The 23,379-nt window shown below is 48.8% G+C and carries 16 protein-coding genes and 1 pseudogene; 3 read left to right on the top strand and 14 right to left on the bottom strand.

The window, feature by feature from the left end; all coding sequences use genetic code 11:
* Nucleotides 1–93 precede the first annotated feature (93 nt).
* Complete coding sequence (locus AC1DM9_RS04275; protein WP_441880443.1) at nt 94–888, bottom strand: alpha/beta hydrolase; 795 nt, start codon at nt 886–888, stop codon at nt 94–96.
* Nucleotides 889–1,264: 376 nt separating this feature from the next.
* On the opposite strand from AC1DM9_RS04275, the gene AC1DM9_RS04270 reads away from it, so the two are divergent.
* Both AC1DM9_RS04270 and AC1DM9_RS04265 read left to right on the top strand, forming a co-directional pair.
* Entirely contained in the window at nt 1,265–2,971 is a 1,707-nt protein-coding gene (locus tag AC1DM9_RS04270) for an RICIN domain-containing protein (protein ID WP_477578703.1), read from the top strand.
* A 106-nt stretch (nt 2,972–3,077) separates the two neighbouring features.
* Nucleotides 3,078–3,299 (top strand): annotated as a pseudogene (locus AC1DM9_RS04265) (stage V sporulation protein R); the annotation flags it as partial.
* Nucleotides 3,300–3,537: 238 nt separating this feature from the next.
* On the opposite strand, the gene AC1DM9_RS04260 reads toward AC1DM9_RS04265, so the two are convergent.
* The 13 genes from AC1DM9_RS04260 to AC1DM9_RS04200 all read right to left on the bottom strand — a co-directional run bounded on the left by AC1DM9_RS04260 (nt 3,538) and on the right by AC1DM9_RS04200 (nt 22,886).
* Complete coding sequence (locus AC1DM9_RS04260) at nt 3,538–4,506, bottom strand: glycoside hydrolase family protein (protein ID WP_477508898.1); 969 nt, start codon at nt 4,504–4,506, stop codon at nt 3,538–3,540.
* 37 nt (nt 4,507–4,543) lie between these two features.
* Nucleotides 4,544–4,705 carry a hypothetical protein gene (locus AC1DM9_RS04255; protein WP_477578701.1) on the bottom strand — a complete coding sequence of 54 codons (162 nt, stop codon included), beginning with the start codon at nt 4,703–4,705 and terminating at the stop codon, nt 4,544–4,546.
* 8 nt (nt 4,706–4,713) lie between these two features.
* Entirely contained in the window at nt 4,714–7,008 is a 2,295-nt protein-coding gene (locus AC1DM9_RS04250) for a chondroitinase-B domain-containing protein (RefSeq protein WP_441880435.1), read from the bottom strand.
* Nucleotides 7,009–7,146: 138 nt separating this feature from the next.
* On the bottom strand, nt 7,147–8,277 hold the full coding sequence (locus AC1DM9_RS04245; protein WP_441880433.1) for a glycoside hydrolase family 88 protein: 1,131 nt from the start codon (nt 8,275–8,277) through the stop codon (nt 7,147–7,149).
* 21 nt (nt 8,278–8,298) lie between these two features.
* Nucleotides 8,299–9,174, bottom strand: a complete 876-nt coding sequence (locus AC1DM9_RS04240; RefSeq protein WP_477550162.1) for a carbohydrate ABC transporter permease — start codon at nt 9,172–9,174, stop codon at nt 8,299–8,301.
* 12 nt (nt 9,175–9,186) lie between these two features.
* Entirely contained in the window at nt 9,187–10,140 is a 954-nt protein-coding gene (locus AC1DM9_RS04235) for an ABC transporter permease (protein WP_441880429.1), read from the bottom strand.
* A gap of 103 nt (nt 10,141–10,243) precedes the next feature.
* Nucleotides 10,244–11,914 carry a type 2 periplasmic-binding domain-containing protein gene (locus AC1DM9_RS04230; RefSeq protein ID WP_441880427.1) on the bottom strand — a complete coding sequence of 557 codons (1,671 nt, stop codon included), beginning with the start codon at nt 11,912–11,914 and terminating at the stop codon, nt 10,244–10,246.
* Nucleotides 11,915–12,086: 172 nt separating this feature from the next.
* Complete coding sequence (locus AC1DM9_RS04225) at nt 12,087–14,441, bottom strand: AraC family transcriptional regulator (protein ID WP_477578697.1); 2,355 nt, start codon at nt 14,439–14,441, stop codon at nt 12,087–12,089.
* Nucleotides 14,442–14,462: 21 nt separating this feature from the next.
* A complete protein-coding gene (locus AC1DM9_RS04220) occupies nt 14,463–15,644 on the bottom strand; it encodes a polysaccharide lyase 6 family protein (RefSeq protein ID WP_477550158.1) in 1,182 nt (393 codons plus the stop codon).
* Nucleotides 15,645–15,926: 282 nt separating this feature from the next.
* Nucleotides 15,927–16,637 carry a metallophosphoesterase family protein gene (locus AC1DM9_RS04215; RefSeq protein ID WP_477550157.1) on the bottom strand — a complete coding sequence of 237 codons (711 nt, stop codon included), beginning with the start codon at nt 16,635–16,637 and terminating at the stop codon, nt 15,927–15,929.
* Between the two features lie 624 nt (nt 16,638–17,261).
* Nucleotides 17,262–19,658 (bottom strand): glycoside hydrolase family 95 protein, encoded by a 2,397-nt coding sequence (locus AC1DM9_RS04210; RefSeq protein ID WP_477578695.1) that lies wholly within the window; start codon nt 19,656–19,658, stop codon nt 17,262–17,264.
* Nucleotides 19,659–20,164: 506 nt separating this feature from the next.
* Nucleotides 20,165–22,534 carry a beta-galactosidase gene (locus tag AC1DM9_RS04205; protein ID WP_477550155.1) on the bottom strand — a complete coding sequence of 790 codons (2,370 nt, stop codon included), beginning with the start codon at nt 22,532–22,534 and terminating at the stop codon, nt 20,165–20,167.
* A gap of 220 nt (nt 22,535–22,754) precedes the next feature.
* On the bottom strand, nt 22,755–22,886 hold the full coding sequence (locus AC1DM9_RS04200) for a hypothetical protein (RefSeq protein ID WP_477508908.1): 132 nt from the start codon (nt 22,884–22,886) through the stop codon (nt 22,755–22,757).
* Between the two features lie 170 nt (nt 22,887–23,056).
* Between AC1DM9_RS04200 and AC1DM9_RS04195 the strand changes: the two genes are divergently transcribed.
* On the top strand, nt 23,057–23,362 hold the full coding sequence (locus tag AC1DM9_RS04195; RefSeq protein WP_477578693.1) for a hypothetical protein: 306 nt from the start codon (nt 23,057–23,059) through the stop codon (nt 23,360–23,362).
* Nucleotides 23,363–23,379: the final 17 nt, after the last annotated feature.

Here is a 23,379-nt window from a genome sequence, read left to right as displayed (position 1 = left end):
AGGTGATGCTCCGATTGTTGAGAATCCAAATTGTCATGATACCATGGTTATTATTTCACTCGTGTACCTCTAAGGGATCAGACGCTAGACAGGCTATCTAAAAATGAGTTGGGAAAAATGGTATAAATCGTTTTTCCAAACCGGCCAATCGTGGCCGCCGCTCTCCTCGTACCAAATATGGGGTACATCGTTCCTCTCCAAATAGGCATGTGTCCGGTCGCTGACATGCTTAAGATTGTCCAGAAGTCCGCATGACAACCAGAGCAAACTCAGCTTAGCCGCCGCATCTTCCGGATTCGGGACAAGCAACTCGGGTTCCTTCGTGTTTGGCGCAGAGGAAAAACCTCCAATCCAAGCAAAATGATCTAGATTGCCTAATCCGATATTGAGCGATTGTCCTCCTCCCATCGATAAACCGGCTAGAGCACGGTTCTCTCTCCTCGTCAGAACCGTATAGTTCGATTCCACATAAGGAATGAGATCATAAAGCAAATCGAATTCGAAATCCTCAAACGCCTTTAATTTGTCCGCGTCGAATAAATTGCCCTCCGCTCGGTCGTTCTGCATGGCACGGCCGTTAGGTAGAACCACAATCATGCGCGCAAGTTTATTGTCTGCATACAAATTATCAAGAATCACTTGCGGACCCGCATGATTGTACCATTCCTCTTCGTCTCCGCCGATACCATGCAATAAATAAAGAACGTTATATTCCCCTTGACCATCCGGGTAACCTGGAGGGATGTAAATCATCGCTCTACGCTTGCATCCTATTGTCTTAGAGAAATATTCAACCGTTTCAATTTTGCCGTGGGAAATATCTTCCCTGTACTGGTCATAACTCGTCGGAACGGCACGTCTTAGCAAATCATAGTTAATTGAACTCATCCTTTTTCCTTCCCCTTCCTGTTTACACCTACTTAACTGCGAAAAGTATAAACTTTCCATAATGAACAAACAACCTGTCAATTGTTACTATCACTTGTACGTTAAAGATAGAGTTAGAAGGGTTTCAGAACCATAATTAGACAGGTTGTTGATAGTGTCAAACGAATAGTAAACTCATTTTTGTAAGCGCATACATATTAATTTTACAAATAATTTACCTCTTTCATTTTCTCCTCTCCTGAAGTCTAAATGGTTATGAATCGTTATTCTTCACTTCTGAATCAGCTCTGGGTACCTCATCCACCGTATGCTTCACCACACCCTTGTACTACCATGAATTAACATATGTAAAACAAAAAAAAGGAGATGAGTATTAATGATTAAAAAGAAAGTCAGTTTGGCAATGAAGCTTCTGCTGCTTGTGGCGCTAGTGATGTCGCCATTATTGCTGAGCGGCAAGAAGGCAGATGCGTGGGTTGGCATGCCGATGTCCAAGCTCCATGTAAGCGGCAACCAATTGGTGAACAGCAGTGGACAGCCTGTTTTGCTAAGCGGGTGGCATCAGCCTTCGGGCGCTTACTGGACGTACCAGAACAGCAATTACTACCTGAATCAGAATGGCGGGAATCGACATGCGGCGATCTTAGCGTATTTGAAAGATATCACCGACACCTTTACAAGCACCTCGGCCAAATATGGCAACAACCATGGATGGTATATGAATCAGGTACGTCTATTCATTGACCGGGAAGACATGGGCGACGTAGCGGCGGGCACGTACAATTTTGCCGGCCTTCAAGCCGTTACTCAGAACGTCATCATTCCTTATATCAACTATGCCAAGACCAAGGGCCTGTATGTCACCCTCGGCCTAGATTTCACTTTAAGCAACAACCAAGCAACAACCCCTGCCAATCTCGCAAAGTTTAATCAGATTTGGGGTTACCTCGCTGATCAGCCAGGAATCAAGAGCGCTGACAATGTTATGTTCGAGCTCATTAACGAGCCCGTGCTGTCTGATGTCAATGGCGTCTGGGGCGGTCATCCTTCCCAATCCAATTTCATTGCGTACTGGAACTCGCTCAAAAATTTCCAAAATTCCATGATCTCCACAATTCGCAGCAAAGGCGCGGATAACGTCATCTGGGCATCGGGACTTGGTTGGGATCAATACTATCAGCTATGCGCAGCCTATCCATTGACGGATTCACTGAACAATATAGGTTATTCCGTACATTGGTATCCGGGCTATGGCGCTTATGATGACTACACTCCTTTGCAACAGCAATGGGATACCAATATTAAGCCTTGCGCTGATAATTATCCAATTAATATTACGGAGACAACCTGGTTCAAGACCCAACCGGGAGACTCTTCCTACTGGGATCTGTTCAACGGCTCGAACGCAGGCTTCGGCAAAAATACCAAAGCGATCTTCACGGCAGCGGGCAATGTGAGCATCGCTGTCCATATGAATGGATTTTTGTTGAATCACGGCACGAGAAGCTCATTTGCAGACCCAACAGGCGGATTGATGTATGATGGCAACACTGCCCGGGACGGCATGGCCCGATTTATATTCGAATGGTACTATGAACGTGCGCAGTTCAATCCTTGGAATGGTATATGGAATGGAGTCACGAATGGCGCAACTTACAAGCTCGTCAACCGTGCTTCGGGTAAAATACTCGAGGTTCCAGGCGGCCAGAATACTAACGCGTTGCAGCTTCAACAGCGAGCAGACAATAATACGACAGCTCAGCGCTGGATCGTCACGGATCAAGGCACCTACAATAACTATTACGAATTGCGAAGCGTAAGCTCAACTGACAACAAAGTCATGGATGTTCGTAACGGGACAAAAAACAACGGGGAAGCGATTCAGCTTATGCAGGATCTCTCCAATACCGCGCAGCAGTTCCGATTGATCAAGCTCAGCAACGGTTACTGGAGCATCTTGAATGTGAATAGCAACAAAGCGGTAGAAGTCGCCGGCTCCTCCACGACTGATGGCGCGAATATTCAGCAAAACTTATACAGCGGCAATCTCAATCAGCAATGGCAGCTGGTACAGATTAACTAGCAGGAAGAGGTACAAAAAAGGTGTCCTAAAGGGGGATAGACGGGACTGCCCCCCGGTTATGAATCTCTAATTCAAAATGTACTTATCGTCGCCCATGTGCTCGCTTATATCCAATAAATCGTGGGAGAAAATTCGCGATCAACTTGTTTATTCAAAAGTAAACGGTGGTTTCCCTAGATTGATGGTTAAGGATCTGAAGTATGTGGAGCGCACGCTTCTCCATGTCGTTCAGCTTCTGGGGAAGAATGTTCATCTAGAGACGTTTATTGAGGATAAAAAGATTGTGTTTCGCTGTGATGGGATGAAAACGAGTCGGAGGTTTGTTTGAGACAAGTGGATAGTGATTCATAATTCTGTTTTGAAGAGCGCTATCATATTTAAAGATGTTACAGAAAACCCGATCTCATTGGATCGGGTTTTCTGTAACACTCTTTTATGCAATTTTGTCATATACAAATATGGATAACATACTACATTTCGATCAATTCAGTGCAGTGGTTATACGTCATAGCCACATAACAATCGCTTGACGCCACGCAATTGCTCACCGCAAACTCCCCCATGTATCATTGCTTTAAAGGTATAACCATGTTCCATGTATCGGAAGCATCCATAAAACCGTCGATGCCGTCCGAGACGGCCGCGAACAAATGTGTCGGCTTGCCGTTCTGGAAAAGCAGGAATGGCCGCTCCAGATTTCCCAGCGTCTGCACCGTTCCATCATCATAACGTACCGTCCGGGAATAGCTTTGCGGCTGTCCATGCAAGGTCCATTTCAGCCCGTCTGGAGACCCAGCGTAGATGCCGCCGTATTTTTCACCACATAGACGCCCTTCCATATCTTTGGCGATCAAATGGTATCCTTTCGCTGTTTGCCAGATGAACGGATCTTCGATATGGAACGACTCCGGAGGAAACACCGGCTCTCCGCTCAGCACCCGGTATGGTCCCTCGTAGTGATCCGCATACGCGACGCCAATAGTCATGCCGCCATGCAGGTTGCCTTCGTAGCTTCGTGCCTTGTAGATCAGCAGCACGGAACCGTCCTCCCGGACACACGGAGCCGGATTGGAGGTCAGAAAGCTATCGAATCGGCCGGGGCGTGTTGGCAATATCGGTTCGTCCGCTCTGTACCAAGGACCGAATACGCTGTCTGCGATAGCCAGGCCTACCCGTTTGTTCGCCCGCGCCACGATGCATTGCGGATCGGTTAACCCGAAATTTTCGGGCGGCTCCGGATCGCCCAGCGGATGGGTCGAGCCCGTATAATAAAGTAGATATTTGTTGTTGTGCTTAACGATATGGGGGTTGTGCGTGCAGCGTCCGTCCCAATATTGCGCTCCCCTCGCCGGAAGCGCCACCTCGCGGAATTGGTACGGTCCCTCGGGCGTATCCGAGTCCGCCCTGACAATCTCTGAAGCCGTCATCCAGCCGGGGTGCATCGGCAGAGTCTTCGGCCAGCGCGAGGCAAACATATGGAATTTGCCGTCCTCGCCCTGCACGACGGAACCACACCATATCCAATAACCTTCCATTCGGAAGCCGCCGCCACGCGGAGCCGGCAGCATCGTGTTAGTATGCATGTAACGTCACCTCGCCTTTTCCCTCTGCTCCATAGCTTCTGCGAACCATGGTCTCCCATCCTTTCAAATAAAGTAAATAACCGGCATGCTCCGCACAGCTATGGAACGACATAGCCATGCCGTCGGACCGACCGCCGGCATGCTTGATCATCAATTACCCTAAGGCGTATTCAGCCCCACATCGCCTGCCGCAAGCGGGCGATTCAGCAGAGGCGCTCCGGAATATTCATCCGCCCCCACATCCGTTGTCGCCCGCATTTGGCCGTCCATATCCGCCTGCACGAACGCGTATGTCCCTACAGCGGCGTCAATCGCTTGGCTGCTTGCGGACAACTTCTGGATGCCGCTCACCGTAGTGAGCAGCGGATTGATATTTCGGATCTGCCCCGAGCTGCGCGATATGTTGCTAATGGTGCTGCCATACCCGATGTTGCCCTGAAACAGCGTATTCGTTGTCGCCGCCTCGTAATAAAGCGTGCCGGTGCTGTTGCGCACGATATTGTTCGCCACGACGGAATCCTGCGGAGCATACGCTTTGCCCGATCCAATGACGATGCCGGTTGTGCTGTTTACAATCGTATTGTTGACGATAAGCGCCCGGTAAACTTTCCACTGTTTGCGCAATTGTTCGACCGTCGGGCTTGGAGGAGAGCCTCCAGTACCTCCGTCGAAATCGCCGTTTGGCAAGTAGATTGCTTCGCCTGTCAAATTCTCGAAGTAGTTGTTATAAATCTTATGGTCATTGCCGAACATCCGGATGCCTTCCTGATCCGACTCGACACCGTCCCCGAGGAAGAAGTTGCCGTATACGCTGTTGTTATGGCCGTGCCGCAGCGTTAGGCTGCCCTTGGACGTGAGGAATGTATTGAAGCGCACTGAATTGCTGCTGCTCTTGACCGAAACAATTTCCGGCTCGCCGTCGCAATTCTGAAATACATTATATTGTATCGTATTATAGCCGTGGGAGAGCGTTAGACCGGACAAGCCGAGACGGATCGTCTCTTTGCCGTTGGCTACCCATGGGCCTACATCATGGAAATAGTTGTATTCAATAATATCGTATTGCGAAATTTGCCCTGAGCCATCCTGTCCTTCGTAAGCGATCAGCGGTTCGGTGTCGCTCTTCATTCCGAAGTCGTTCCGGTCGATGCGGTTATGATGACTGTTCGTGCCCCGCACTTGCAACCACATCAGGCCGCCGCCTGAGCTTGGCAGCGCAAATGTATTACGGGTCAGTCGCACATGGTGCGAGCCTTCGAGCACCACCGCGCCATTGCTTGTGTTCGTAAACTTTAATCCGTCCAACACCACATGCGAGGAGTTCTCGACGCGGAAGCCCGATGCTCCCGAGATGATAGCTTGGCCGCGGTTTTTCGCCTTAATGACGATTGGAGCGTTGGCGGTGCCGTTTTTGTTCTGAACAGCAAACGGGCTTGTACGCGAATACGTGCCGTTTGCCAGCACAATCGTTTTACCCGCCGCAGCGGTTGCAAGCTCGGCAGTGAGCTGCGTGGAAGTGCTAACTTCGACAACCGTCCCTTCGCTACCGCTGCCGCTTGAATCGCTGCCATAAATTTCGACCTCTGCGAAGCTGTTCCATGCGTTCACCGAGTTGCCGTGGCCAACAATACGAACGTAGCGTACAGGGGCCACATCGGCAAAATCAAATGTCTGCAAGCTGTTGCTCAGACTGCTGACCGCTCCCGAAAGTGCTGTGCTGAAGTTGTAGCCATCATAGGAAGTCTGGATATCAAAGCTGAAAGTTCGCTCCGCCCCGTTGGTGAAGGCGATCTTCACATATTCCACTCGTTTGCTCGATCCAAGGCCGTATTGGACCCACTCCCCGTCGCCACTCGCCGCCCAGCGCGTGCCGAGATCGCCGTCGATCGTATTCGCGACGATGTTGCCGTCATCTCCACTAGCCATTAGCTGCGGTACAGTAACCGCCAGCTTGCTTACACCCGGCGAAGGGCCGCTCGCGGTGCCGTACAGTTCAACTTCGGTATAGCTGTTCCACAGGTTGGAGGAATTGCCGTGCCCAACGACCCGCACATAGCGGGCAGAATCGACATCCGGAAAATCGAACGTTTGCAGGCCTTCCACAAGGCTGCTCACAATTCCGCTGCTGACGGTCGTGAAGGCGGAACCGTCCGTAGACGTCAAAATATCAAAAGTAGAAGTGCGGCTTGCCCCATTCAAAAAAGCAATTTTAATGGAAGACACTTTGCGGTTTACGCCCAAATCGTACTGAATCCATTGCCCGTCGCCATTCGCTGACCAACGTGTGGCGAAATCGCCGTCCACCGTGTTGGCCGGAACATTGCCGTCATGTCCACTCGCCGTCACGCTGGAGCTGCCAATTGTGAACTTCGTATCGGCCGCCCGCGCCGCTCCTGGCATTAACGCAACTAGCATACAGAGCAAAATCATGCATGTCATACTTTTGGTTCCCATAATTCTTCATCCTTTCCGTTATGAATTGATGGTTATTGAATCATTCCCTTCGTTCCGTCCGCACCTCCTCTCAAGAATACGGAAGCCGGGAGGTGCTTCCAGTCCTCCCGGCTTCGTTAATACGGCCCATGATCCCGCTCAAAAAATATGCTGGCTCCAGCCTTTGCTCTTCGCCAAAGCTTCAATATAATAGTAATCGCCGTAAATCAGCGATACGTTGATGTTGCTATTGACTGGCTTATGCCCGGTTGCTCCGAGCAGAATGCCTTCATACTTCGGCTGATCGAACGTACTGTAGTTGTTCGACAACGAGCGCAGAATGCGCGTGGCCGCGAGCTGATATAAAGCGGCTTCCTCAGGAGGCACCTGCGACGCGATATCGATCAGTCCGGATGCCGCGCAGCTTGCCGCCGAGGTGTCGCGCGGCTCGTCTGTCAAGTCGGCCGCCGCACGGAAATCCCAATGCGGCACATCGTCTTCCGCCAACGCGCTAATGAAATAATGCGCCACCCGCTTCGCCGCATTCAAGTAACGCGCTTCCCCCGTATAACGGTAAGCGCAGCTCATCCCGTAGAGCGCCCAAGCTTGGCCACGCGACCAGGACGATTGCGGCGCGAAGCCCTGTCCACCGTCATAACGCTCCACTTCGCCCGTCTCCGGATCGAAGATTACGATATGATGCACCGAGCCGTCGTCTCTTATAAACGAGCGGAGCACCATATCTGCATGAGCAACCGCAATATGCTTGAAGCGCGGATCATCGCTTTCTTCGCTCGCCCAGAACAGCAGCGGCAAATTCATCATCGAATCGATGATCGACCATCCCGTCTGGTTGCGGGGCCACGCTCTAATGAACTGTCCGACCGGGTTGTACCTGCCTGCCAAATAGTTGGCGGCAAACAGCCCGCGCCGCCGTGCGTCCTCGTCGCCGGTCAGCTTGTAGCGAATAACCGATGTCGGCAGAAACTGAAAGCCAACATCGTGGTGGAAATGGTTGTCCCGCAAGTAACATTGCTCCATGCGTACATCCCAAGGCTCTGCCTCCTCCCGATAACGCCGCTCTCCGGTCATATCGTACAGAATCCACAGAATGCCCGGCCAAAAGCCCGAAATCCACTGATCCACTTTGATCTGGTCATATTTGCCTGCTGCCGAAACATGCGGCGCTTCTGTCCAGCCCGCTTCGATCATATGATCAACTTTAATCTTCACTTTATCCCACCAATCCGACAGCTCGGATGGTTTCAGCTTCACATTTTCATGGCTCATCTCAAAATTCCACTCCTTATCCTAACCTTTGATGGCACCGATCAAGGCGCCTTTCACGAAATATTTTTGCAATAACGGGTATACCAAAAAAATCGGAAGGGTAGCTACCATAATCGTGGCGTATTTCAATGTCTCGCCGAGTATGATGATCTCATCCTGGGATGCTCCCTCCGCCATGGAGCTCGCCTCGCCGATAATCAATATTTCTCGCAGGATCAACTGCAACGGATACATCGACCGATCCTGAAGGAAGATCATGGCATTAAACCACGAGTTCCAGTGGCTTACTCCGTAATACAGGCCTACCACTGCAAGCACGGGCTTGCATAACGGCAGGAAGATGCGGAACAGAATGACAAAGTCGTTGGCGCCATCGATCTTGGCCGACTCTTCCAGCGCATCCGGCACCGCCTCGAACGAAGTCCGCATAATAATGAGGTTAAACGCGCTTATTGCTGTAGGCAGGATTAGCGCCCACAGTGAGTCCGTAATGCCCAGCCCTCTAACCAGCAAGTAGAACGGAATTAATCCACCACTGAAAAACATCGTAAACACGATAAAGAGCGTAAGCTGCTTGCGATATTGCAACGTTTTTCTGGACAAGGCGTATGCGGCGAAGGAAGTGAGCAGCAAATTGAGAGCCACGCCTACAATGACAATAAATAACGTGTTGCGATAGCCGAGCAGGATCATCGGGTTGCTGAATACCGCCCCGTATGTTTCAAGCGAGAAGCCCAGCGGCTTCCAAAGAATACCCTTATGCGCCATCATCAGCGCCGGTTCGCTGAATGAAGCAAATGCCACGTACAGAATTGGGTACATTGTTGCAATCATGAGCACGGACAAAAACAGCGTATTGCAAACCCGGAATATATGTTCACCCAAGCTTACTCGCATGCGAACCCTCCTCTACCACAAGCCCGTATTGTTCAACTTCCGGCTTATCCAGTTGGAGCCGATAACGAGCGCGAAGTTAATCACGGAGTTGAACAATCCGACTGCTGAGCTGAAACTGAATTGAAAATCTTGAAGCCCGACTCGGTACACATACGAGGAAATGACATCCGCTGTCACATAAGTGGTCGGGTTGTACAGCAGAATAACTTTCTCGAAGCCAACGCTCATAATTCGGCCAATGTCCAGGATGAGCAATATAACGAAGACGGGCAGCAGCCCCGGTAGAGTAACATTAAGCATCTGCTTCCAGCGTCCACCGCCGTCGATCTTGCAAGCTTCATATTGCTCGGGATCGATCGCAGACAGCGCGGCCAAATAAATAATTGTACCCCAGCCTACATGCTGCCAAATATTCGAGGAAACGAAGATCGTCCGGAAAAAAGACGGCTCCAGCAGCATCGTGATCCGCTCGCCGCCGAAAAATGCGATAATATCGTTAATGACGCCGTCACTGCTCGTAAAATCCTTGATCATGCCGCAAATAATGACAAGCGAAATAAAATGCGGCAAATAAGTGATCGTCTGAACCGAACGCTTGAACAGCGCATTTTTCACCTCATTAAGCAGCAAGGCGAGAATAAGCGGAGCGGGAAAACCGAAAACGAGATCGTACAAGCTTATCATCAGAGTGTTTTTAAACACCCGCCAAAAATACATTCCGCCAAAAAAGTCTCTGAAATGCTCCAGCCCTGCCCACGCGCTGCCCCCAATTCCAAGCCTGGGATTAAAATCCTTGAACGCAATAATCGCACCGTACATCGGAAAATATTGAAAAATAATGAAATATGCCAAAACAGGAGTAAGCATGATGTACAAATACTTGTTCTTAACTATGTCTTTCGCGAGATTAAGCGGCAGACGCCCGGCATGCGCGACTTTGCTGCGTCCCAGCTTCAACTGAGCCATCTCCTACTCCTCCTGTCCACATGCAGCATCATCGGCAGGGGATGGTTGCACCACCCCCTGTCCCCACGGCGGCCTGCAGCCTACCGCAAGACGATACATGGAGTTATCTTTTGTTGTAGCGTTCCAAGGCACCTTGATAGATGTCGATTACATCGCGAATGCCCATATCTTCCAGCTGCTTCACGAAGCTGTCGAACTTGTCGAGCGGTTCGTTGCCCATTAAAAATTTGATGAACATTTCTTCCAAATACGTGTTGATTGCCGTCATCGTCTGCGCTACCTTCTTGCTCTCATCTACAGTAGGCGTAATGAACGCGGGCAAGATATGTTTCTCCGCATCGGTCTCCGACCAAACCTTGACCGCCTCATCCTGTTGCGGAAACGTGTTGGTCGTTTTTTGCTCATGCATCGGGAACGGGCCATTCGGAACTGTATATTGCGCCAGCATCTGCTGCGAAGTGTACTTTTCGTTTTTCACGATCATATCGGTAAATTTCGGGACGCCGTTGTCCATCGTGTAGCTTTCGCCTTCAACGCCGAAGTTGTACATTATGGTTCCTTGCTCGCTAAATGCGAAATCCAGCCATTTTACTATCGTTTCCAGGTCTTTCGCTGATGTCGTCACGGCCGCGCTTGCTTTCGGGTTATATTTGAAATCGCGCTGTCCGGTGAATGGTTTTTCGCCTGCTTTCAATACCGGATAAGGAGCCGCTGCGAGATTAAAATCCGGATTTTGTGCTTTGCCGGACTCCAGCCATTTGCCCATCCCGCCGCCCAGCAGGTAAACAGTTGCGCCGGACTCGCCGTTCAGAAACCGCTTATCCAGCGTGTTGCGCTCGACAATTGGGAAGTCTTTATCAATCAGTCCTTCGGAATACCACTGGCGGAACAACGTCAAAACATCTTTGTATTGCGGATCTAACGGACCGTATTTCACTTTGCCCTGATCGTCAATATAGAAGCCGTGCGACGTTTTGTATGCGCCGAAAAACGCATCCTGTAAATTCATTTTGTTCGCGTATAGTGCCGTCAGCGGTGCTGCGGCGCCTTTTTTCTCTTTGAACGCTGTCAGGACCTTATGCCAATCATCTATCGTTACAGGCAATTGCAGCCCCAGCTCATCCAGCCAGTCTTTGCGCAGCATTGGTCCGCGGAAGACTACGCCTTCCGAGTTGCGTACCATCGGGAAGGCGTAATATTGGCCGCTGTCGGTTTTCACCATTTTATCCAGATCCGGATCAGCTTCCAGCATCTTCTTTAGATTAGGCGCATATTTATCGATCAAATCGTTGAGCGGTACGATAACCCCGTCTGCAATCGCCTTTTCTGGTCCACCTGGATAGATGCTCCAGTCGTACTCCAGCACATCCGGCAGCTTGCTGGAAGCCAGCAACAAATTAAACTGCTCTTCCGCTTGACCGTCGGTCGGGTGGATGTAGGTTACTTTCACGCCGGTAGCTTCTGCAATCGCCTTCCCGATTGGCGCTTCCGCCAGATTCGTTGTAAATGTAATCAGGTTTCCGTTGATTGGAGCCCAGTACGAGAACGTATCTTTGGCATCCAGCGGATAAACCGGCTTATTCGCTCCCTCGTTGCCTTTGCTTTCGTCATTGCCGCCCGTATTGCTGACGGCGCTTTGAGTTGGCTCTGTCTTGTCCTTGTTGCCGGAGCCCCCATTACTAGTGCATGCGGTTAACAACAATGAGAGTACCATTGTGATCCCCAGTGTAAGCTGCAGCCCTTTGTGCATCTTGCCGTTACGATTTTTCGCCATTGTGCCCCTCCGTTCTTTTCGTATCGAATATGTTGATGTGAATACGCTTTCATCGTAACGCTAATTCAGTGCCACAAACCATTGTCAAAACCTCAAATATACTGCAATTTCTCAAAAATGAGGGTAGCAAAACTGCAAGTTAACCGCTTTTTCTTGAAAAAAAGCCCGAGAGCTACTTGACTTCCCTGTAGCGCCCGGGCGTAATGCCTTCGAACTTTTTAAATATGCGGTGGAAGGTATTCACATCGTTGTAACCGACCATCAGCGATATTTCGCTGACATTATATTTCTCACTGGTAAGCAGCAATTTGGCCTGCGCCAGCCGCGTCTTGTTAATGTAGTCGAGCAGAGATTCGCCCGCAAGATCCTTAAACAGTTTGGAAACATACGACGGCGTCATGGAAAAGGCTTCCCCGATCATCGAAATGTTCAGGTTCTCGTCTTGGTAATACTCGTTAACATATTTCATGACCTTATCGATTAGCGGATTGCTGCAGTATTCGCGGTTATTATTAACGTAGCCGCACAAAAGCTCCAGCATATCGTATAGCTGGCTGCGCATCTCCCCAACCGTCTGGCATTGCATCAGGCGTTCGATGGCGCGCACTCCGTCAGGCATATCCGGCTTGCCCGCGATGCGGATTTCTCCGATTACTTTTTGCAGCGTTGCCATCAGATCGAACATGAGACATTTCGCTGTATGGAAAGGATACGGCTCTGTCGTAACATTTTTCTGAATAATCTCCCCGACGAACGTTTTCGCCTTATCGAGCTGGCCTTCGCGAACCATAACGATCAATTGCTGCTCGGCCTTGAGAGGATAAAAATAACCACCCGGAGCAGCCCCCTGGTTGTCGCTGCCACTCAGGTCAGCATAATGAATAATGCCCCCGCTGCCTGCAATGATACGGTATTCCATCGCCTCGACCGCTTCCTGAAACGCCTGGAAGATGCCATATTCGCCCTCCTGCTGTGCACTGATGGCAGCGGTCAACTGGACATCGGCATGACTTGCGATGAACGACATCGTTTCTTCCGCGATGTGCTCCAGCTCCCCCCGCTGCTCCTCCGGCGAAACAAGCTGATGGTTGACAATGCAGGCGAGCAGCTCCTGGTCCAGCTCTACCGCATAGGCGTTGACGGACTTTCGCGCAACCTCCTCGACCACATTGGCGATCAGGAAGTGCAGCAACCGCTTGTTATGTACCTGATCCTCATCCTTCCGATGGAACTTGCCGAAATGCTCGATGCGCAGCAAGATAACAGAAAATCCGCCCAGCGGGAAGCGCAGATCATAGGCTGAGAACGATTCGTGCAGCGGGATATGGCTGTCGAGCTGCCCCTTCAGCAACCGCTGCAGGAAATGCGATCTGAGTGTATTGTTATGCTGATTCAGCTTGTTATGAAGCTCCTCCTTCTCATGGAAGGTACTGCTCAGCGCCTGCTCCAGAAAGGAGTATTCATTTGAGCCGCGATCGAATGTAACACCAGCCTTGAACGACAAGCTCTGAATGAGCGCATGAATCGGCAGGTAGTTCCGCTTGAGCAGCCAATACGTTACGCCGCCGCCAATAATAAGGCAAAGCAAGATGCTTGCGATCGTCAATTGCTCTACTACGTTCATCTTCTGGTGGTATACGCCCGCCGGAAGCGTCATCACATATTTCCATCCCGTAATGGAAGAGGTTGTATAGGATGCAACAAGCCTGCGACCGGAAGCCTCGATCTCCAGTTGCCCCGATTCTTCCGGCATATCGCTGTAGTGTAGAGCAGGTTCCGCCAGCGACTCGCCCGTAGACGCAATGAACCGGTTGTCTTCATCCAAAATAAAGATTGTGCCTTCCTCAGGCACCGACGCTTGCTCCAGCAGCTTGCTGCGGTCAATCATAAATAGCAAGACAGCTCCCGGCTGATTCATGATCGTTGATGTCGCATTTTGGGCATACATGACCGTAGGCCTCCACTCATTCTCTTCAGATACAACAACCGAGTGGTAGCCTTTAATGTACCATTGGTCAAAATATTTTTGAAACGACTGGAACGGCATTTGCTCTTCAAGGCGGATATGGTCGTATAACGCTTCGATGTTCATACGGTTGTTGCGGGCGATGACCGTATCGCTATTTTTGTAATAAATATAAATGCCTTCAAGAAAATCGTTAGCAATTTCATATACGCGCAAATCATTGGCGATTTGGTATATTTCGTAGTGATCTGAATCAGACAAAATGGGATCGGCAGAAATAAATGATGCGATTCGCCTGTTGAGGCTCACCTCGAGGCTTAGGCTCTCGATTCCTTTGAACTGGCTATCTATGGCTTGCTCCATCTGAACAAGAATGGATTGGTTGGCGCGGTTAATTTCGGCCTTTACAACGTTCAGCGTCGCGCCGTATATAACGCCGCTGATCAGAATGGGTACGAGCAGCACCGAAATGTATGAAAGCATCCAGGTCAGAAATACGCTGCGATTTTTGTGCCGGAGCTGCTTTAGATAGATCGTCCACCGGTTTCGAGTTTGGGCCATAGGTTCTCCTCCATGTTAGCTTTAGTCGGAGTCGGGACCGACGTCAATTCTTGTTAGAATGGCCGGACAACGAATATCCTCGACTTCCGCTTTCTGATTGTTGATACATACCGCCGGAGACGGCCGGTATTCATATATGGCCTGTTGCTCCTTGCCGCATACACGGTTGTAAGCGATTACACAATTCTCAGGCGCATAAGGAATCCGCTTGCCCAGCGTAATACCATGACGACAATTCACAATCGTATTATTCACGACATGCGCGCGATAGACGCGCCAATGTTTCCTCAGTTCCTGCTGCGTCGGCGCCTCCGGATAGCCATCCGGACCCCCATCGTAGTTACCGCCGTCAATGAGCAGCGCATCCAACGTTAAGTTTTCCATATAATTATCAAAAATGTGATGGTCGTTGCCGTAAATGCGAAACCCGCCCATCTCTTCCTTCATGCCATCACCGATAAACACATTGTGATGAAAACGGTTTCCATGTCCGTGCCGCGCAGTCACTTGGCCGGCGGAGTTAAGGAATGTGTTGTACCGAATTGTATTATAGCAGCTTTTTACCGAAATAATCTCGGGCTCTCCGTCGCAATTTTCAAACAGATTGTGTTGAATCGTAATATAACCGTTCGAGAGAGAGATTCCGGACAAGCCTAGCCGGATCGCTTCAAGCCCGTTGACGACTCGTGGGCCTATATGATGAAAATAATTATATTCGATAACATCATGCTGCGAAATTTGTTCCCCGTCGCCATCAAAAATGACGAGCGGTCCAAGGTCGGCCTTTGGCCCGAACTCGTTGCGTTCGATTCGGTTCCAGCCGCTGCCGCTTCCCACCACAGACAGCAGGCTGTACTCCGCCCCAACCTGTCGCGGCTCAAATCTATTCCGCGCAATCCTCACGTGCCGCGAACCGTCCAGAATGATAGATTCGCGCTGCTCGACCTGGAATAGCAGCCCCCATACCTCTACATAAGCAGAGTTCAAGATGCGTATACTTGATTCGCCAGTTATCGTCGCTTTTCCTTTATTGAAAGCGCGAATGCTTAATATTGCGGTGTCCGATCCCACTTTGCCTTCAATAATATAGTCTTCATTCCGCTCGTAAACGCCGTCTGCCAACAAGATCGTGGAACCAGGTTCTGCCCGGCCCATGGCTGCCGCCAACTCGTCGCTACTCGACACCCAATAAATAGTAGTCATCTTCCCACCTGCTTCCTATTAAATAGGCTGATATGATCCGCAGCCTCTGCAGGATCATATCAGCAACTTCACAACCTCTATTATGAAAGATACGTTTCCCATGCCATAGTGTAAAAAAATGAAACAATCATAAAAAAGTAAACTGAGGCTCAAAAATAGCGAAAATAATCGCCTTGCAACCTGTAAATCGCAACCTGCCGGTGGACAAAACATGAGAAAGGACGTATCCCGATATCAAATCGTGGATACGTCCCCATTGCAGTTGCCTGTTTACCAGCCAGCTTAACCGAAAAAAAAGTAGGCAACCTTCATCTCTTCTTCCTTCAACAGCAACTTTTGTGCTGCTTCAAGCAGAGGCGTGCGATCATAGACAAGACTTTTCATTGCAATTTTGCCATCGGTAATCGTGAAATAGTGCGCTTCTTTCGACGGATCGTCGCGACGGCGGTAGGACACGCTTCCCGGATTCAGCCACAAACTGGCGTCGCTCAAATAATGAATGCATCTGCGATGCGTATGTCCGAAAATAATGCGGCGATCTCCTGTATCCTCTGTTGTCTCGCCGCTGCGTTCCTCCCAGAAAGCGTCGTACTTGGGCAAGCTGTCAATCGTCAAATAGTTGTCGTACAGATGCTGCATCGTATAACGATAGCCATCCATTTCGAATGTGCGGTAGACTGGTATGCTTTCTAGGAAGGAAATTTCCGCTTCACCGAGCAGCCTTGCATTGCAATGTGCCCACTTGATACTATCCGCCGCCACATTATGACCTCTATTACCGTTTCGGTATAGGTCGATAATAATGTCGTCGTGATTGCCGCGAACGCAAATTGCATCGTTCTTATGCACCCATTCGATAACTTCCCGCGGGAAAGGACCGTAGTCTACGAGATCTCCCGCGCAATAGATTAAGTCACAGCCTTGTTCTGCTTTGCGGATCGTTTCCAATGCATAGACGTTGCTGTGAATATCCGAAATAATTAAAGCTTTCATATTCAGTTCAACTCCCAAAAGTTCAATATTCCCAGCAGTACCGTCACCGCTTCCGTCCGCGCAATGTATCCCCTGGCATGAAACGGTTGCGCTCCCACCCCTGTACGATTTCCGTTTTTTGTTCCGAACAACTTGGTTAAAGCCAGCTTTACTCCCCCTCGTCACCCGGCACGAACCCACTCCAACATTCGGATCTAAGTGTTCTCCCATTTGCCCAGCACACTCTCCCTCCTTTATATAAAAAGATGGAACTTTGATAAATCGTCAAAAGCTAAAACCGCCCTCATATATTTCTACTTCCAATCTGCAATTTCTGGAATAGGCATCAAATGTTAAAAAAGTCACTCATGAGATTGTACATTTTCGAGAAAAAAGGCACGTACGCTGCCTCATACTAGCTTCCGTTAGCTCAATAAATAGAGCAGGTTACCGTAGCACCTGCTCATCAATGTCTTTTATTCAAATCGTGACTCGTTTGTGCTCGGCAACCCTCAAATGCAAGGGGGCGGGATGTTTTTCATCCTATTTAGAAGATTAAATGATTAACTTGCTATTCCTATCCATTTTCTTGCGAAATCCTTTTACATAAAAAGTCCGGAAATTGTCTGATCATTAAGCTTGATATCACAAAGCAGAAATTGGTCTAATTATGTACTGTTCACCTGCAACTGTAGGAAAAGAAATTTTCTTAATATGCTGCTCCGACTTAGCTATAACTACTCCATTATTGATAGCTTCAATTTCTACTTCAGCATCTATCGTACAATTGCGTCCTAGCTTTGAAACAAGCTTGGCCTGCGAAAGCCTACCACTTGCCCATTCGATCCCTATCTCGAATCCGCCGCGCGCACGCAAGCCTGTTACGCTTCCCGTCTGCCAAGTATCCGGCAAAGCCGGCAGCAGTTGCAGCTTCCCTGCATGTGACTGCAGCAGCATTTCAGCAATGCCAGCCGTTACCCCAAAGTTTCCATCAATCTGAAATGGAGGGTGAGCATCGAAAAGATTCGGGTAAACTCCTCCAGCATGCCCTCTATCTGGGTCCCTCTCATCAACAATTCGCAGCAAGTGACTAATTAATTTACGAGAACGGTTGCCTTCGCCAAAGCGTGCCCATAGTCCAACTTTCCATGCGAGACTCCAACCTGTTCCTTCATCACCCCGAATTTCTAAAGAGCGACGAGCTGCCTTGAACAAGTCACTATCGTGATCTTTCGTAAATTGACTGCCCGGATAAACGCCATATAAATGAGAAACATGGCGGTGATGGGGATCCTCTTCATCGAAATCAACAGACCATTCTTGGAGTCTGCCTCCTCTTCCGATTCGAAGCGGAGCTAACTTATCTCTCTTGCTGAGCAGCTCCTTCTGCCACGCCTCATCCACCTGCAGCACTTCTGCAGCTTCAACGCAGTTTGTAAACAGCTCCCAAATAAGTTCCATATCCATAGCGCTTGCCGTCGACACACCAACTAAGCTGCCATTCGCAGGATTTTTGAATTTATGCTCGGGAGAAGTGGAAGGCGATGTGACTAACGAGCCTTGATGATCCTCCGTTAAATAATCACTTATGAACAGAGCCGCCTGCTTCATAATCGGATATGCACGCTCTTTAAGAAATAGGAGACTACCGCCAAATAAATAATGCTCCCATAAATGACTGCATAGCCATGCTCCCGCCATCGGCCATAGTGCCCAGACTGGATCACCATGCCCATAGTCGCCTACAGGCGCTGTTTGTGCCCAAATATCAGTATTTTGATGAGCTGTCCAGCCTCTTATGCCATAGTGCACCTTGGCTGTCTCACTTCCTTTAATTTTCAAACTGTCAATCAAATCAAATAATGGGTCGTGACAATCGGGTAATCCGCAGGTCTCTGCAAGCCAATAATTCATTTGCGCATTAATATTCAGCGTCCAATTGCTGCTCCACGGCGCCCTCGTTTCTCGGTTCCATATCCCTTGAAGATTAGCCGGCTGACTTCCTTTCCGAGAGCTGGCAATAAGCAAATATCGTCCATATTGGAAAAATAGCTCTATGAGTCCATGATCATCAGCCCCGTGCATCCTAATCCGTTTATTAATTGGTATCTCTGATTCATGTTCCGATGAAGCCGAATCTAATTGCAATTGGACACGATCAAACAAAGGCTTGTAGTCGGCAAGATGTTTATCCTTCAGCACATCATAGGACTGTGCTGCCGCTAGCGATAATCGTCTTGCAACCTCCTCGGACGGATTCTTCCCCTCATGAGTAGGCGACTTATCATAACCATTAAAGCTAGATGCAGCAGTCCATATAAGCATAACCGAAGAGGCTTTACTGACATGAATACCGCTATCATCCAGCTCTATCATTCCACCATCCGCTGTTGCGGTTAGCCCCGCCTCAAAGCGAATAGCCTCACTTTCCACTTCCTCTTTATATACGATTGGGTTATCGGTACAATAATAGCTTGGATCCACATGATCCGGACAGCGGCCATTCATGACGAGACTATCATCTCGCACAGACATTCGATATTTTAGCGGACTCTGCATCCTAGCAGAGAAGTTAAGCGACGAAGCTTTGCTGGCAGTTAATCTCATTACAAGTATCTTATCTGGGTAAGAACAGAACGTCTCACGAATGATACGGTTATCTCCCACCTTAAACTCAACACGGGCAATAGCAGTCGCTAATTCAAGGCTTCGTTTGTATTCGGTAGCTAGATCACCATGATAAAAATCGAGTATGAGTTCTCCTAATGGCAAGTAGGATTGTGTATAGGGGCCCAACATAGACTTCGCTAGCTCGTCTGCTTCTTCATATCGCTCTTCTTGCAGCAGCTTCCTAACTTCGGGCAACACCGCTAATGCATTCGGATTATTATCTCCCTTAGGGGGACCTGACCAAAGCGTATCCTCATTTAGTTGTAATCGTTCTCTTTCCACACCGCCGAAAATCATCRCCCCTAGATGCCCATTCCCAACAGGCAGCGCCTCTGTCCATACATCTGCCGGCTTGTCAAAATACATATTCATTCACGTTCACTCCTCTTTGTTGTTTCCCGATAACTGCCGGGGGTTACGCCAACCTATTGTTTAAATACTTTATAAAAAAGTCCTAGCCACACAAATATTTGAAACGTGATCTGCTTTCTGAAACGTCTGCTGAATATGTCTGGTAAAGGACTGGTCAGAGAGGTTCATGTAACAGGATGTGAATTCGTTTTCATGTTTGCCTCCTTTCTATAGTCTTAATTATAAAACGTTTTCATTAAATGAATACGGATCATTTATTAGCACTTAGGTATCCGATATTAAGGTGCTTTACATAAAACATAAAAATCCCTAACCCCTAAGTTATTAGGGGATTGGGAATTTGCTTCAGTTGGGCTATTCGTTTGGTTAGCCGTATTGGCCAAGCAGCATCTCATGCTCATAGAATCCCTTATTAGCCTGCGCTTACTTGACTTACCGAAACGTTTGGAGCTAAGTTATCTGCACATTCTTTATAAGCTGACCCACATTCATATCATTCAGATCCTTTAAACCCTCCGATTGCCATTGTCTATGCTAATCGCATACTCCGCTTCCGCAGAAAGCGCCAAAATCTCTGGCTGGCGATCTTCCAGTGGTCTGGATGGCATGTAGATGTCTCTCTCCTTTAATAGAGGAGAAATTTTCAGAACAATCGAATGGCTCGCCAATTGATCACGAAATCTCTTTAAGCCTATTTTCCAAGGGACGCCGTTATAGAACTGATCTGCGACGCATTGTCCGGCAATATAGGCTTGTGCTACATCTCCTACGAAATCGACGATCAACGTGATTTCGCTCGCTTCATTGAATGCCGAAGCATCTATACGAATCTCCCATTCAGGAGCTTTTCCTTCTTGCCCCTTATCTTCGAATAAATATTTGAAGAAATCTCCGTTTAGCGAAGAATCACGGATCCGCTTCCATGAGAATTCGACTTCACGAGTTTGCAGGATCGGCTTGAACACCTGGAATATCCCCTCTTTGTCTTGTGAGGACTCCAACGGTACGCCCTGACAAGTGATGCTATGTTTAACAGGAGGATAAACAGCAAATGCCATCCGGTCGGCTTCAGTACCGCTAATGCGCAATCCTTTCTCCTTAAACACGACGTTTCCTTCGCATAGAATTAACCGTTCACCTCCAAATGCCCGGCCCTTCCACAAATGCAGCGACTGCTCTTCGGTTATTGTCAGCACCTTAACGACATGACTGGCAACAGAGCGAACAGCGAATTCGCAGCCAGACCCCGGTTTCAGATCGGAAATGGCGAGCGTACCATCCTGCCGAACCAAAGTTCCCTCTTTCAATTCGACATCGGAAACGGTATCCGATTCGAAGGCGAATTCGGGGCGCACGCCAGAAACCTCGAAGAATACATACAGCGTCTCCCCATCTCCGCGAAGCCTACATAACAACTGTGCGGTCGCATATTTCAAACGTACACCGTCCATATCCATATGGAATGGCCAGAAGAAGTAACCGTCCTTCTTAAGCGTAAATCCATTTGCAGGAACGTTCAGCTCACCTCCGGGCAACCGCAATTCAACCTGTACGTCATCCTTGTCTTTCATCTCCGTCAGTCTCTGGTAGTTGTTGAAGAACAGGAAGCCGCTATCTCCTTGCGCTCTCGCTACGACGCGTACCGTCTCGTTATCCTCCAAGGATGAAGGCCGAACTTGCGGAAAAACCACAGCCATAGGCGCCAGCCTATCTCCGAAATCGTGTAGAAATAAATGAAGCCGCTTTAGTTTTCTATAAGAATCCCTGATTCCGCCAAACTCTCCGAGCGGCGCCTGGAAATCGTAGCTCCGTACGGGCAACTGATTGCCTTGGGGATTGGATTCTTGCATCGTTGAAAGTTCTCCGAGCGGCTGGGTTCCTCCATGATACATATAATAGCCCAGCAGATTGCACCCGTTAGCTATCTTAATCATCGCCATCGCACCAACGTCGTCCGCCTGTATGATGGGACGCCGATGATAGGTAATTTGCACGCCGCCCCCAAGCTCGCAAGAGCCATCGGGATAACGTTCGATGTCTTCCAAATCTTTAATATCAACGGCTTTCTCGCCGAACAGATCGCTGCCGATGCTCGGATCATTGCGTACTGAATGGAAGAAATAATGCGGTCCTGGAGGCAGTTGGTTTGTATGCTTTTCCCAAGGATGATCCGGATAACCTCCGAATAGCGGCAGCATTTCGTCCTTCGGAATCCGTGCTCCACCTGGGCCTCCCCAACCTGTAACCGTATATAAAGGAGCTTTCATGCCCAATTCTCGCGCGATACTCTTTAAGGTTCGCAAATGCTCGGGGTTATCCGTCAACTCGTTGTCGAATTGCATACCGACGATCGAGCCGCCATCTTGGAAGGACAGCCCTTCGATCTGCTTAGCAATTTCCCCGTAAAACCTTCTAACATACCACAAATAGTCATCATCGTTTGTCCGTAACGCGCATCTTCCATAGATCCAATCCGGAAAGCCTCCATTACGGCATTCGCCATGCGCCCATGGGCCTATGCGAACAAGAACCTCCAATTCGTTCTTCTGACAGAGCTGCACGAATTTCCTAAGATCCTTGTCTCCCGACCAATCGAAGCGACCTTCTGTTTCTTCATGATAGATCCAGAATATATAAGTAGCGACGATCTGGATGCCACCCGCTTTCATCTTAAGCAGCTCTTCCTCCCACTGTCCATGAGGAAACCTGGAGAAATGAAACTCCCCCATAACCGGCAGCCACGGCTTTCCTTCGCGGGTGAGATGCAAGCTGTTCACGTTGATTTCCTCTCCCGCCGGATTGGTGCCTCCCATTTTTAGATGGCCTTCGATCAATACTGGCTTTCGTTGATTGCCGACATCTAGTAAGTATTTCATTGTTTCACTCCCCGAGTATGCGTCCTTCCAACCCATCCGAGCTGTTGCACTGGATTCGAGCGCTTGAATTAAATTTCACTTCCATCATAATTTTGGAATCCTACCTGAACAACGGGCATTTTTTAAGATCATTGTCCAAATCCGTCGAACTGTCTTATACAAATATTAATCTCGTAGTCAGATATTTAGAAATCGAAACTGATTGCTGACCAGAAGGCCATTAGAGTTCAGAACATGGCTTGTTGTCCATCTTCCAGCGTTCACCTGCAAGCAACTTCAACTTACTCACTTCTCCGCCCCTTACTCTAAAATCGACTGTCTGATCGACGTTCGAGACAAGCGTCACACTCATCCTCCGATCCTCTAGATTCCAGTTCAATATGAAGAGATATAGTTAGATTTTTAGGTCGTTCTCATTTCTTAATATTCGAAGCAATGATGGATATAATCGTTTGACAAAGCCTATTGTCCCGAATATGATAATACTGACTAGTCAGTACAAATTAAAAGGAGTTGATATTCATGCATGAAATGTACGAATTGAAAGCTATCTTTACGCCGAATGAAGGAAAACGCGGAGATTGGGCAAAACTTAAAGTGGAGTACGGCAATCTCGGGGATAGCATCGAGATCGACAAAACGATCATAAGAATTTCGGATTACGGGATTTACGATGCAATGAAACGCGAAGAAGACGGATCGTTCACATGGTCTTATCCAATTCCGTATGAGGCACTGAGCCAAACCTACGAGATCGATGTGTATGCGATAGACAAGATAGGAAACAAGGGACCTAAGCAAACGGTTATCTTCACTGTTACCAGCTAAAAATTCCCTTTCACATG

The organism is Paenibacillus sp. 01T431, assembly GCF_056398625.1.
This window is presented reverse-complemented; position numbering and strand designations above follow the sequence as displayed.

Bases quoted from the DNA above. Each gene is read 5' to 3' on its own strand.
- AC1DM9_RS04260 (WP_477508898.1), bottom strand. From the start codon at position 4,506: ATGGAAGGTTATTGGATATGGTGTGGTTCCGTCGTGCAGGGCGAGGAC.
- AC1DM9_RS04215 (WP_477550157.1), bottom strand. From the start codon at position 16,637: ATGAAAGCTTTAATTATTTCGGATATTCACAGCAACGTCTATGCATTG.
- AC1DM9_RS04230 (WP_441880427.1), bottom strand. From the start codon at position 11,914: ATGGCGAAAAATCGTAACGGCAAGATGCACAAAGGGCTGCAGCTTACA.
- AC1DM9_RS04275 (WP_441880443.1), bottom strand. From the start codon at position 888: ATGAGTTCAATTAACTATGATTTGCTAAGACGTGCCGTTCCGACGAGT.
- AC1DM9_RS04205 (WP_477550155.1), bottom strand. From the start codon at position 22,534: ATGAAATACTTACTAGATGTCGGCAATCAACGAAAGCCAGTATTGATC.
- AC1DM9_RS04225 (WP_477578697.1), bottom strand. From the start codon at position 14,441: ATGGCCCAAACTCGAAACCGGTGGACGATCTATCTAAAGCAGCTCCGG.
- AC1DM9_RS04245 (WP_441880433.1), bottom strand. From the start codon at position 8,277: ATGAGCCATGAAAATGTGAAGCTGAAACCATCCGAGCTGTCGGATTGG.
- AC1DM9_RS04195 (WP_477578693.1), top strand. From the start codon at position 23,057: ATGCATGAAATGTACGAATTGAAAGCTATCTTTACGCCGAATGAAGGA.
- AC1DM9_RS04200 (WP_477508908.1), bottom strand. From the start codon at position 22,886: ATGAGTGTGACGCTTGTCTCGAACGTCGATCAGACAGTCGATTTTAGA.
- AC1DM9_RS04240 (WP_477550162.1), bottom strand. From the start codon at position 9,174: ATGCGAGTAAGCTTGGGTGAACATATATTCCGGGTTTGCAATACGCTG.
- AC1DM9_RS04270 (WP_477578703.1), top strand. From the start codon at position 1,265: ATGATTAAAAAGAAAGTCAGTTTGGCAATGAAGCTTCTGCTGCTTGTG.
- AC1DM9_RS04250 (WP_441880435.1), bottom strand. From the start codon at position 7,008: ATGGGAACCAAAAGTATGACATGCATGATTTTGCTCTGTATGCTAGTT.
- AC1DM9_RS04220 (WP_477550158.1), bottom strand. From the start codon at position 15,644: ATGACTACTATTTATTGGGTGTCGAGTAGCGACGAGTTGGCGGCAGCC.
- AC1DM9_RS04255 (WP_477578701.1), bottom strand. From the start codon at position 4,705: ATGATCAAGCATGCCGGCGGTCGGTCCGACGGCATGGCTATGTCGTTC.
- AC1DM9_RS04235 (WP_441880429.1), bottom strand. From the start codon at position 10,140: ATGGCTCAGTTGAAGCTGGGACGCAGCAAAGTCGCGCATGCCGGGCGT.